Origin of the sequence: Bacillus haynesii (assembly GCF_014042035.1) — a bacterium.
Classification (GTDB): Bacteria; Bacillota; Bacilli; order Bacillales; family Bacillaceae; genus Bacillus; species Bacillus haynesii.
In genome coordinates this window covers 335,411-347,411 of record NZ_CP059494.1, presented here as the reverse complement: position 1 = coordinate 347,411, position 12,001 = coordinate 335,411, and the positions used below count along the sequence as shown (strand labels likewise).

Sequence of the window (12,001 nt, the reverse complement as noted above, 5' to 3'; positions counted from 1 at the left end):
TTGTTTGATTAGTAGTCTTCATCCGCTGTTAAGCCTTTGACAATCGACACGCCTGCGCTCGCTCCGATTCTCGTCGCTCCGGCTTCAATCATGGCAAGGGCGCTCTCCTTATCGCGGACGCCCCCCGAAGCTTTAACGCCGATATCAGGGCCGACAGCGTCCCGCATCAGTTTAATATCCCGGACTGTCGCACCGCCTCCGGAAAAACCGGTCGATGTTTTGACAAAGTCGGCGCCTGCTTTTACGGCCAGTTCACAAGCCTGCCTTTTTTCTTCATCCGTCAACAGTGACGTCTCTATGATGACTTTTACGAGAGCTTTGCCGTCGGCCGCGTCTGTCACCGCTCTGATGTCATGCTCCACGGTTCCAGTATCGCAGTCTTTTAATGCACCGATGTTGATCACCATATCAACTTCACCGGCCCCGTCTGCAATTGCCTGCTTGGTTTCAAAAGCTTTTGTTTCCGAAGATGTTGCACCTAAAGGAAAGCCGATAACCGTGCATACTTTCACCTCTGAATCTTTAAGAAGCTCGGCGCACAGCTTTACCCAGCATGGGTTCACGCAAACGGAGGCAAAACCGTAAACACGCGCTTCTTTGCAAAGCGTTTCAATTTCGGATTTGACAGTATCGGGCTTTAATACAGTGTGATCGATCATTCGCGCAATTTGTTTTGTCATCGTCCTGACTCCTTTTTAGATGGTTGTCTGCTTATGATATTCGCAAAAAAAGCCGGAACACCTTTTTCGTGAACCGGCTGAATTGATCATTTATGACGATAAGCGGATGTTTTCATGGACGTCATCTTCTGCGACGCGGACGAACTGTCCTTTGTTGTACGGATAGCCTGCTTCTAAAATCTTCACTTTAACAAGCTGGCCGATCAGGTCCTCTGAGCCTTCGAAAACGACCTTCATATAGTTGTCCGTGTAGCCGACAAACAGGTTGTCTTCACCCGTTTCCGTGAACGGCTCTTCCGGAATGATCTCCAGAACATCGCCTTCATAGTCTGATGCGTATTCTTTCGCAAGCTGATCTGAAAGAGCGATCAATTTATGAACCCTTTCGTTTTTCACGTTCTCGTCAACCTGGCCGTCCATGCGTGCTGCCGGGGTTCCGGTCCGTTTGCTGTACGGGAAGACGTGGAGCTCGGAAAACTTGTGTTCTTTAATAAAGTTGTACGTCTCCATAAATTCTTCTTCCGTTTCACCCGGGAAGCCGACGATCACATCAGAAGTAACTGCAAGCCCAGGAAGAGCTTTTTTGAGTTTCGTCAGCCGATCGGCGAAAAACTCCATCGTATACTTTCTTCTCATCCGCTTTAAAACGCTGTTTGAGCCGGATTGAAGCGGGATGTGAAGGTGTCTGACGATCTTGTCTGAGCGGTCAAGCACTTCGATTACTTCGTCTGTAATTTGGCTCGCTTCGATTGAAGAGATACGGATTCGTTTCAGACCTTTTACACGGCTGTCCAATTCTTTCAACAGCTGCGCAAAGTTGTAGTCTTTCATATCTTCTCCATAACCGCCGGTATGGATACCGGTCAAAACGATTTCTTTATAGCCGGCATCAACGAGCTGCTGCGCCTGGCGGATGACTTCCTCAGGGTCGCGGGAACGAAGCAGGCCGCGCGCCCACGGAATGATGCAGAATGTGCAGAAATTGTTGCAGCCTTCTTGAATTTTCAAAGAAGCACGCGTTCTGTCAGTAAATGCAGGAACATCAAGCTCCTCAAACACTCTTGCTTTCATAATATTGCTGACGCCGTTAATCGGCTGTCTTTCTTCCTGGTACTGCTTAATATAGCCGAGCATTTTTTCGCGGTCTTGTGTTCCGACGACGATATCAACGCCCGGGATCGCCATGATTTCCGCCGGGGAAGTCTGGGCGTAGCACCCTGTCACGCAAATGACGGCGTCAGGATTTTGGCGGATCGCCCGTCTGATCACCTGGCGGCTTTTTTTATCACCTGTATTCGTGACGGTGCATGTATTAATGACGTATACGTCCGCCGAACTTTCAAATTCTTTTCTTTCGTAGCCGGCTTCTTTGAAAAGCTGCCAGATTGCTTCTGTTTCATAATGGTTGACCTTGCAGCCAAGTGTATGAAATGCAACGGTTGCCATTGTTATTCACCTCTTAATAACTCTGTATGATAAGAAACTGCCGCCAACGCGTACAGCGGAGCTGTTTCCGCCCTTAAAATCCGCGGACCAAGCCCGCAGGCGAGGGCTCCTTTTTCTTTAAGCGCCTCAATTTCATCTTCTGAAAATCCGCCTTCAGGACCGAACACCATGAGTACGGATGATCCTTCCGGCAGGCTTTTGAGCACGGATTGAAACCGGCTCGTCTCGCCTTGCTTTGATGACTCTTCGTATGCAACGACACATTTATCGAAGTCCTCAAGGCTCTCAAGCAAACGTTGAAACGTGTGTACCGGCGCCACATCGGGAATCGCGTTTCTGTGGGACTGTTCTGCGGCTTCCTTGGCGATTTTCGCCCACCTTTCCCGCTTTTTCTTTGCCTTTTTTTCATCAAGTTTAACAACGGAGCGCGATGCCTGAAAAGGAATAAACGAGCTTGCACCGAGCTCTGTCCCTTTTTGAATGATCCATTCCAGCTTATCTCCTTTTGGAAGGCCGTTTGCAATATGGATCTGGACGGGCAGTTCGCGTGTTTCCTCCGTCCATTCGATTACGCTCAATAAAACCTCTTCTTTTGTGACGGACTCGATCCGGCATTTCGCTTCATGGCCGTCTTTTGCACAGCAAATGACCTCGTCTCCGGGAGACATCCTCATCACAGTCGCAATGTGATGTACGTCTTCACCTTTGATCGAGAACGAAGGTGCGGCTGTGACCTCTTGTTTTGATTGTTCGATAAAATATCGTTGCATACGCTTGTCACACCTACTAACGATTATTTTTTAGCGATGATGCTGACCCAGTCCTCCATTGAAAGAACCTCGACGATCGTAAAGCCTTCTTTCACCAGTGCATCTTTGACTTCCTGTTTTTTCTGCTGGATGATCCCCGAAGTAATGAAATAACCGCCGTCTTTCAACAGGCTGTATGCCTGATCCGTAAAACGCAAGATCACCTCGGCCAGGATGTTGGCGACGATGACGTCTTTTTCCCCTTCGACGCCGTCGAGCAGATTATTTTGCTTGATCACGATATGATCGCTGACTTTATTGAGCTTGGAGTTCAAGCGGGCGCTTTCAACGGCTACAGGATCGAGATCATATCCTTCAACCTGTTTGGCGCGAAGCATGGCTGATGCAATGCTTAAAATGCCTGTTCCCGTTCCGACATCCACAACCGAATCCCCTTCTTTCACATACCTTTCGAGTGCCTGTATGCAAAGTACGGTTGTCGGGTGTGTGCCTGTTCCGAACGCCATTCCCGGATCCATCTCGATGATGAGTTCATCCGTATGAACCGGTGTGTACTCTTCCCATGTCGGAACAATCGTAAATTTCTCAGAAATTTTTACGGGATGATAATATTTTTTCCATGCTGTCGCCCATTCTTCTTCGTTAACCTCGCTGATGGTGATTTTGTTGCGTCCGAGGTCAATATCATACAGCAGCAGATTATTGATGGTTTCCTTGATTCCTTCTACAGTCTCCCCCAAAAAGCTGTTGATCGGGAGATACGCTTTGATGATGACTCCTTCATCAGGATAATCATTGGGATCGAGCTGGTAGATTTCTCCGTATACATTCTCACGCTCTTTAATTAAATCAAGCGGATCCTCAATCACGACTCCACTCGCACCAGCTTCATGTAAAATATTCGAGATGGGCTCAACCGCTTCATGTGTCGTGTGAATGCAGATTTCGGACCATTTCATACTACCAACTCCTCATCCAATCATTAATCGCCTTTAAAGGCGCGCTTTACTTTATCGAAAAAACTCATTTCTTGTTCATCCGGCATATTTCCGCTCACTTCTGCAAATTCGCGGAGAATATTTTTCTGGTTTTCTGTTAAATTCGTCGGTGTCACAACGCGGACGACGATGTGTTGATCGCCTTGACCGTACCCGCGTACGTTGGCAACTCCTTTTCCTTTTAAGCGGAACTTGGTGCCTGTCTGCGTGCCCGCCGGCACTTTTAATTTTACTTTACCGTGAAGAGTAGGCACTTCGATTTCGTCCCCGAGCGCAGCCTGTGCAAATGTCAGCGGCATTTCGCAGTAAATATCGTCTCCATCGCGCTCGAAAAATTCGTGTTCTTGGACGCGGAAAACGACGAATAAGTCACCTGACGGACCGCCGTTGATCCCCGGTTCACCCTGTCCGGATACTCGAAGCTGCTGGCCGTCATCCACACCCGCCGGGATGGTGACATTGATTTTCTTGCGTTTTTTCACTTTTCCTGTACCGCCGCAAGTTGAACATTTGTGCTTAATTTGCTTACCCGTTCCATTACAGTAATGACATACTCTTCTGTTGACAACTTTTCCGAACGGAGTCGACTGCTCCATGTTCAGCTGGCCTGATCCGCCGCAGTGTGAACATGTTTCCGGCTTTGTTCCCGGTTTTGCACCAGAGCCGCTGCATGTTTCGCACGTTTCTTCACGCGGAATTTCGATCGTCGTCTCTTTTCCGAAGGCCGCTTCTTCAAATGACAGTGTCATCGTATACTGCAGATCGGCACCCTGCCTCGGGGCATTCGGGTCTCTCCGCCTTGCGCCGCCTCCGAAAATGCTTGAGAAAATATCGTCAAACCCAAAGCCGCCGAAGTCGCCGCCGCCGAAACCTCCGCCGCCGAATCCCTGATTTGGATCGGTATGGCCAAACTGGTCGTAATGGGCCCGTTTTTGGTCATCAGAAAGTGTTTCATAGGCTTCCTTGACTTCTTTGAATTTTTCATCCGCTCCGGCTTCTTTGTTGATGTCCGGGTGATATTTTTTAGAAAGCTTGCGGTAAGCTTTTTTAATTTCATCTTTAGAAGCGCTCTTACCTACCCCAAGCACCTCATAGTAATCACGCTTACTCATCTCTTCACACTCCCGATTTTCTCACATAAATTAGATTGTATCATTTCAAATTATGTTTTTTCAATTCCTTTTGTCCTTTAGGAAGAAAAAAGTCAAAGTCAAGAGATCCTGACTTTGACTTTCATCGCCTGTAAGGTCATGTGCTGTGCAAACCGGGGTAAGCACAGCACATTTTATTTCAATTATTTTTGATCTTTATCGTCGTTTACTTCTTCATACTCAGCGTCCACGACATTGTCGTCGGCTTTTTTAGCGCCGGCGCCGCCGTCTTGCTGAGCTTGAGCTTGTTTTGCAGCTTCTTCGTAAAGCTTCATTGAAAGCTCTTGAACAATCGCTTGCAGCTCATCTTTTTTGGCCTTGATTTCATCAAGGTCATTTTTCTCGATCGCAGCTTTTAGCGCATCTTTTGCTTCATTCGCTTTTTTCACTTGTGCTTCATCGGCTTTGCCTTCAAGATCCTTCAGCGTTTTTTCAGTTGTGAAGACAAGCTGATCCGCTTCGTTGCGAAGTTCGATTTCTTCTTTTTTCTTCTCATCCGCTTCAGCGTTTTCTTCAGCTTCTTTCACCATACGCTCGATCTCGTCGTCAGAAAGGCCTGAAGAAGATTTGATCGTGATGTTTTGCTCTTTGCCAGTGCCAAGATCTTTCGCGCTGACGTTGACGATACCGTTCTTATCGATGTCAAATGACACTTCGATTTGCGGTACGCCGCGAGGAGCCGGTGGGATATCTGTAAGCTGGAAGCGTCCGAGCGTTTTGTTGTCGGCTGCCATTGGGCGCTCACCTTGGAGCACGTGGATGTCAACCGCTGTTTGGTTGTCGGCTGCTGTTGAGAACACTTGGGACTTGCTTGTCGGGATTGTCGTGTTGCGCTCAATCAGCTTCGTGAACACGCCGCCCATCGTTTCGATACCAAGTGACAGCGGAGTTACGTCAAGAAGGACAACATCTTTGACATCGCCTGTGATGACGCCGCCTTGAATGGCTGCACCAAGGGCTACGACTTCGTCAGGGTTGACGCCTTTGTGCGCTTCTTTTCCAGTTTCTTTTTTGATCGCTTCCTGAACGGCAGGAATACGTGTTGATCCGCCGACAAGGATCACTTTGTCGATTTCGCTTGCAGAAAGTCCTGCATCTTGAAGAGCCTGACGGACAGGACCCATTGTGCGCTCTACCAAATGTGAAGATATCTCTTCAAATTTCGCGCGGGTCAGTGTCAATTCAAGGTGCAGCGGACCTGCTTCACCCGCTGTGATAAACGGCAGCGAAATTTGCGTAGAAGATACGCCGGAAAGGTCTTTTTTCGCTTTCTCAGCCGCATCTTTTAAGCGCTGAAGCGCCATTTTGTCTTTAGAAAGGTCGATGCCGTTTTCTTTTTTGAATTCTGACACGAGATGATCGATGATCACTTGGTCAAAGTCGTCTCCTCCAAGGCGGTTGTCACCCGCTGTAGAGCGAACTTCGAATACGCCGTCTCCCAATTCAAGGATGGAAACGTCGAATGTACCGCCACCAAGGTCGTAGACGAGGATCGTCTGATCTTCTTCTGTTTTATCCAGGCCGTATGCAAGCGCAGCTGCAGTCGGCTCGTTGATAATCCGCTCAACTTCAAGTCCGGCGATTTTACCGGCATCTTTTGTCGCTTGACGCTCTGCATCGTTGAAGTATGCAGGAACTGTGATCACGGCTTTAGATACCGTTTCGCCCAAATAGCTTTCAGCATATGATTTCAAATGCTGAAGGACGATGGCAGACACTTCTTGTGGCGTGTACTTTTTGCCTTCGATTTCAACTGTATAGTCCGTGCCCATGTGGCGCTTGATCGACATGATCGTGTTCGGATTCGTGATGGACTGGCGTTTCGCCACTTCACCCACCTGGCGCTCTCCGTTTTTAAATGCAACAACTGAAGGAGTCGTGCGGGCTCCTTCTGGATTTGGGATGACTTTCGGCTCTCCGCCTTCAAGCACTGCAACGCATGAGTTCGTTGTTCCCAAGTCGATTCCGATTACTTTGCTCATGATTTTTACCTCCTGCTATGTAGTTATTGATTGACTTTTACCATAGAAGGACGGATCACCCGGTCCTTAAGTTTATAGCCTTTTTGCAGTTCCTCAACGACTGCGTTTGATTCGTACGCTTCATCCTCAACCTGCATAACAGCCTGATGCATGTTCGGGTCAAATTGCTCTCCGACTGATGGAATCTGTTCAACTCCTTCATTTTTAAGAGCCTCCAAAATTTGACGGTGCACCATTTCCATCCCTTGAAGCAGGCTTTTCGTCTGCTCGTTGTCAGGATCGATCTGAAGTGCGCGTTCAAAGTTGTCAAGCGCCGGTAGCAATTCGCTGATGATGCGCTGGGAACGGTACTTTTCAGCAGCCTCAAGGTCAAGGCGTGCGCGTCTTTTGTAGTTTTCAAAGTCCGCCTGAACACGTAAAAGTTTATTTTCTTTTTCTTCAAGACGTTCTTGAAGTTCTTTTAGTTGTTTTTCAAGCATTTCTGTTTGAGTGTCTTCTGCCGGGGCATCAGCTTCAGCAGCCGTTTGTTCAGCTTCGGCTGTCTCCGCTTCTGTCTCGTTCAGTTCCTCTTGTTCGTTTAGCTCTTCAGTTTGTTTTTCTTCTGCCATCTGTGTTCACCTCCCTTAAAGGATGAGTTTCATGATAAAGAAGGGATTTCTCCCTTCTGTCTCTGTTTTAGGTACTGCCTTACCCATCATACAAACTTGTCAGCGCTTTTGACAAGTCAGATGATACGTGCTGAAGCAAACCGACGACGCGGGAGTAGTCCATGCGCGTCGGCCCGATGACCGCGATGGAGCCGATCTGTTTAGAGCCGACTGTGTATGTTGCGGTAATCAGGCTACAGTTTTCCATTTCTTCATAGTCGTTTTCTTTGCCGATTTTAATGGTGATTCCAGACTCAGTCGACTGAAAGAGCCGGAGAATCTCCTGTTCTTTTTCAATGAGCGACAATAGCGATTTCACTCTGTCAATATCGTGAAATTCGGGCTGATTCAACATATTAATCTTGCCGCCGAAAAACAGCCGGTCGGTTTGAACAGATGAATCCAGCGTTGCGCCGAGCGCATGCAAAATCGTATCGTAATTTTGGATGTGCGATTTTAAGAAGATGACAACCTCTTTGAAAATCCTGTCTTTCAGCTCTGAGATCGGCACGCCTCTAAGGCGTTCATTTAATATATTCACCAGCTTTTCGAGATCGGAAAGATTGACCTCCGCCGGAAAATTAATCGTTTTATTCTCGACATGGCCGGTATTCGTTACTAGAATGGCAACGGCCTTCTTGGGCTGAACCGGTACAATCTGGATTTGTTTGAGATGGTTTTCGCTCAGTCTCGGACCGAGGACAATCGATGTATAATTTGTCAGGTCGGACAGCACTTGAGCCGACTTCTGCACGGCTTTTTCGAGTTCAAAGATTTTTTCTTTGAAAATCGAATGAATAATGTTCAAGTCCGTTTTTGACAGCTTTCCAGGTGAAAGCAAATGATCGACATAATAGCGATAGCCTTTTTCAGAAGGAATCCGGCCTGAAGATGAGTGTGTTTTTTCGATAAAACCGAGCTCTTCCAAGTCAGCCATTTCGTTTCTGATCGTTGCTGAGCTGAATGTGATATCTTCCTTTTTGGAAAGCGTTCTAGATCCTACCGGCTGAGCTGAACGAATGAAATCGTTGACGATAACCTGCAAGATTAACAGCTGACGATTTGTTAACATCCATATCACCCCTGTTAGCACTCGACACAACTGAGTGCTAATTGTATATCAAAATTACCAAACCGAAATCAAAATGTCAATTATAACTCACCCAGGAATGCCTGAAACACTTCATTCCCCAATAGTTTTCCATTATGTGTTAAAAACACATTTTTGTTCGTGTTCACAATCAGCCCTGTTTCTTCCAGCGAATAGAGCACTTTCGGGAAGAGATCGTCAACAGATCTTCCGTATTTTTCGAAAAAGCGCTCTTTGTCTATTCCCGCGGTTTTTCGAAGACCGAGAAACATTTCTTCTTCAATCTGTTCATTTTTTGTGACCTTGTGTTGCTCCTTATAAGGAAAGCCTGACTGCTCAATCAGGTCGATATAGTGTTTGACAGGGCCTGCATTTACCGTTCTTTCACCATTAATATAGCCGTGTGCGCCCGCGCCAAAACCGAAATATCCCTCATTGTTCCAATATGTGAGGTTATGTTTGCTCTCATATCCTTTTTTGGCGTAGTTGCTGATTTCGTATTGGCCGATGCCCGCTTCTTCCATTTTCCGCATCACGAGTTCGTACATTTCAGCTTCCTGATCCTGCGGCGGCAGGTGAAGCCGGCCTTTTTTCATCAAGTTATAAAAAACGGTTTTCGGTTCGACGATCAGCGAATAGACCGAATAGTGTTCAGCCCCGAGGGCAAGCGCCGTATCGAGTGATGAAGCGAGGTGGCCGATGGTTTGTCCGGGCAGACCGAACATCAGATCAAGGCTGATATTATCAAACCCCGCCTTTCGCGCTCTTTCAAAGGAAACGAGCACGTCTTTTTGCTCGTGGACCCTGCCGATTTTTTTTAGCAGCTCGTCTTCAAACGTCTGCACGCCAAAGCTCAGCCTGTCGACACCGGCAGCTTTTAAAACGTCCAGCTTTTCAGCCGATAAATCGTCGGGATTGGCTTCCACTGCAAATTCAGCAAGGCTTTCGGACGGTTTCAAAATGCGATGAATGGAATCGAGGAGCCGTTCGAGCTGCGCTGCAGACAACGATGTCGGCGTTCCTCCCCCGATAAAGATCGTTTTCAGCTCCGGATGTCCGGCTGCTTCCATTGAATTGGCCATTTCCTTCTCTAAAGAACGCAAATATTCATCAACCGGCTGAGATTGAATAAAAAACTTGTTGAAGTCGCAATAATGGCAAATGTGCTCGCAAAACGGAATGTGGATATATGCTGCTTTCATTGTTTTCACCTTCTTTTACAGGAAGAAGCCGCAGTGTGTTACGCTGCGGCAGCTCATGATTATGATTTCGGGCCGCTGTCGTCCATTTTCAGGACTGCCATAAAGGCTTCCTGCGGAACTTCGACAGAGCCGACCTGTTTCATTCTTCGCTTTCCTTCCTTTTGCTTTTCAAGCAGTTTGCGCTTTCTGGAAATATCCCCGCCGTAGCACTTCGCCAAAACGTTTTTGCGCATGGCTTTGATGGTTGAACGGGCGACAATTTTGGTGCCGATGGCTGCCTGGACAGGCACTTCAAACTGCTGGCGCGGAATGAGCTCCTTCAGCTTTTCGACGATAACCTTTCCTCGTTCATAAGCATAATCGCGGTGAACGATAAAGGAAAGGGCATCGATTTTTTCGCCGTTCAGCATAATATCCATTTTCACGAGCTTGGACGGTTTATATCCGATGAGTTCGTAATCAAATGATGCATAGCCTTTCGTATTTGATTTAAGCTGATCGAAAAACTCGTAGACGATTTCCGCAAGCGGAATTTCGTAGACAATGCTGACGCGGTTCGCATCAAGGTACTGCATATCGATAAACTGACCGCGCTTGCCCTGGCACAGTTCCATGACCGCTCCGACAAAGTCGTTCGGCACCATCATCGTCGCTTTGACGAACGGTTCTTCCACCCGGTCGATCTTCTGCGGATCAGGCATATTTGACGGGTTATCGACGACGATTTTTTCACCGTCTGTCATGTACACGTCGTAGATAACGCTCGGAGCCGTCGTAATCAAATCGATATTGAATTCGCGTTCAATCCGCTCCTGGATGATTTCCATGTGGAGCATCCCTAAGAAACCGCAGCGGAAGCCGAATCCGAGAGCCTGGGACGTTTCCGCTTCGTACTGCAGGGCTGAATCGTTCAGCTCAAGTTTTTCAAGCGCTTCACGCAAGTCGTTGTATTTCGCTGTATCAATCGGATACAGACCGCAATAGACCATCGGATTCAGCTTTCTGTAGCCTGGCAGGGCTTCGGGCGCAGGGTTTTCCGCGCTCGTAATCGTATCCCCTACACGGGTGTCTCCGACGTTTTTGATTGCGGCCGTCAGGAATCCGACGTCGCCGACAGTCAGTTCGTCAACCGGGACGGCCTTCGGTGTGAAAACGCCGACTTCAGTGACTTCAAATTCTTTTCCGGTCGCCATCATCTTGATTTTTTGACCGGCTTTTACGGTACCTTGCACGACTCTGATATAAGCGACAACCCCGCGGTATGCATCATACAGAGAGTCAAAGATCAGCGCCTGAAGCGGCGCTTCCGGATCTCCGCTTGGTGCGGGAACCTTTTCAACGATCTGCTCCAATATTTCTTCAATTCCGATGCCTGCTTTTGCTGAAGCAAGGACGGCTTCTGAAGCGTCAAGACCGATAACATCCTCGACTTCCTGGCGGACGCGTTCGGGTTCTGCGCTCGGAAGGTCGATTTTATTAATGACCGGCAGGATTTCAAGGTCGTTGTCAAGCGCAAGGTAAACGTTCGCCAGCGTTTGCGCCTCGATTCCCTGTGCGGCGTCGACGACGAGAATCGCGCCTTCGCATGCGGCAAGGCTTCTCGAAACCTCATACGTAAAATCGACGTGTCCCGGGGTATCGATCAGATGAAAAATATATTCCTCTCCGTCCTTCGCCTGATATTTCAGCTGTACGGAGTTCAGTTTAATGGTGATTCCTCTTTCACGTTCCAAATCCATTGAGTCGAGGAGCTGTTCTTTCATTTCCCTTTGAGTGATTGCCGCCGTTTTTTCCAAGATTCGATCCGCAAGCGTTGACTTGCCGTGGTCGATATGGGCGATAATAGAGAAATTTCGGATTCTCGACTGCCTTTGTAATCGTTTTTCTTTATCTGTCACACTAATCACTCCTACTATGAAACGCAATATGCGCTAGCTTAGATTATATCAATAGGGTTGTGAAGATTCAATGCTAAGTCACATATGCTTTCTAAACCCGAAACAGAAAAAACGAGTCCTGCATCCGGCTCGTTTTT

The 12,001-nt window shown here is 47.7% G+C and carries 10 protein-coding genes; all 10 read right to left on the bottom strand.

Annotation, left to right across the window (positions count from 1 at the left end; translation table 11 throughout):
- Positions 1–8: 8 nt before the first annotated feature.
- Positions 9–680 carry a deoxyribose-phosphate aldolase gene (gene deoC, locus H2R00_RS01740; protein ID WP_182070352.1) on the bottom strand — a complete coding sequence of 224 codons (672 nt, stop codon included), beginning with the start codon at positions 678–680 and terminating at the stop codon, positions 9–11.
- Between the two features lie 90 nt (positions 681–770).
- The gene (gene mtaB, locus H2R00_RS01735) at positions 771–2,126 is read right to left on the bottom strand and encodes a tRNA (N(6)-L-threonylcarbamoyladenosine(37)-C(2))-methylthiotransferase MtaB (protein ID WP_075752251.1); all 1,356 of its coding nucleotides are present in this window, start codon (positions 2,124–2,126) and stop codon (positions 771–773) included.
- Positions 2,127–2,128: 2 nt separating this feature from the next.
- Positions 2,129–2,896, bottom strand: a complete 768-nt coding sequence (locus H2R00_RS01730) for a 16S rRNA (uracil(1498)-N(3))-methyltransferase (RefSeq protein WP_154994370.1) — start codon at positions 2,894–2,896, stop codon at positions 2,129–2,131.
- A 23-nt stretch (positions 2,897–2,919) separates the two neighbouring features.
- Complete coding sequence (gene prmA, locus H2R00_RS01725) at positions 2,920–3,855, bottom strand: 50S ribosomal protein L11 methyltransferase (RefSeq protein WP_075752248.1); 936 nt, start codon at positions 3,853–3,855, stop codon at positions 2,920–2,922.
- A gap of 23 nt (positions 3,856–3,878) precedes the next feature.
- Entirely contained in the window at positions 3,879–5,006 is a 1,128-nt protein-coding gene (gene dnaJ / locus H2R00_RS01720; RefSeq protein WP_020452258.1) for a molecular chaperone DnaJ, read from the bottom strand.
- Positions 5,007–5,188: 182 nt separating this feature from the next.
- Entirely contained in the window at positions 5,189–7,027 is a 1,839-nt protein-coding gene (dnaK, locus tag H2R00_RS01715) for a molecular chaperone DnaK (protein WP_182070351.1), read from the bottom strand.
- Positions 7,028–7,050: 23 nt separating this feature from the next.
- Positions 7,051–7,635 (bottom strand): nucleotide exchange factor GrpE, encoded by a 585-nt coding sequence (grpE, locus tag H2R00_RS01710; protein WP_154994374.1) that lies wholly within the window; start codon positions 7,633–7,635, stop codon positions 7,051–7,053.
- 79 nt (positions 7,636–7,714) lie between these two features.
- Entirely contained in the window at positions 7,715–8,746 is a 1,032-nt protein-coding gene (hrcA, locus tag H2R00_RS01705) for a heat-inducible transcriptional repressor HrcA (RefSeq protein WP_076791449.1), read from the bottom strand.
- 80 nt (positions 8,747–8,826) lie between these two features.
- Complete coding sequence (gene hemW, locus H2R00_RS01700; RefSeq protein ID WP_182070350.1) at positions 8,827–9,966, bottom strand: radical SAM family heme chaperone HemW; 1,140 nt, start codon at positions 9,964–9,966, stop codon at positions 8,827–8,829.
- 59 nt (positions 9,967–10,025) lie between these two features.
- Positions 10,026–11,864 (bottom strand): translation elongation factor 4, encoded by a 1,839-nt coding sequence (lepA, locus tag H2R00_RS01695; RefSeq protein ID WP_075752242.1) that lies wholly within the window; start codon positions 11,862–11,864, stop codon positions 10,026–10,028.
- Between the last annotated feature and the right edge of the window lie 137 nt (positions 11,865–12,001).

Coding starts and splice junctions, on each gene's coding strand:
- hemW (WP_182070350.1), bottom strand. CDS start 9,966: ATGAAAGCAGCATATATCCACATTCCGTTTTGCGAGCACATTTGCCAT.
- deoC (WP_182070352.1), bottom strand. CDS start 680: ATGACAAAACAAATTGCGCGAATGATCGATCACACTGTATTAAAGCCC.
- dnaK (WP_182070351.1), bottom strand. CDS start 7,027: ATGAGCAAAGTAATCGGAATCGACTTGGGAACAACGAACTCATGCGTT.
- hrcA (WP_076791449.1), bottom strand. CDS start 8,746: ATGTTAACAAATCGTCAGCTGTTAATCTTGCAGGTTATCGTCAACGAT.
- prmA (WP_075752248.1), bottom strand. CDS start 3,855: ATGAAATGGTCCGAAATCTGCATTCACACGACACATGAAGCGGTTGAG.
- mtaB (WP_075752251.1), bottom strand. CDS start 2,126: ATGGCAACCGTTGCATTTCATACACTTGGCTGCAAGGTCAACCATTAT.
- dnaJ (WP_020452258.1), bottom strand. CDS start 5,006: ATGAGTAAGCGTGATTACTATGAGGTGCTTGGGGTAGGTAAGAGCGCT.
- grpE (WP_154994374.1), bottom strand. CDS start 7,635: ATGGCAGAAGAAAAACAAACTGAAGAGCTAAACGAACAAGAGGAACTG.
- H2R00_RS01730 (WP_154994370.1), bottom strand. CDS start 2,896: ATGCAACGATATTTTATCGAACAATCAAAACAAGAGGTCACAGCCGCA.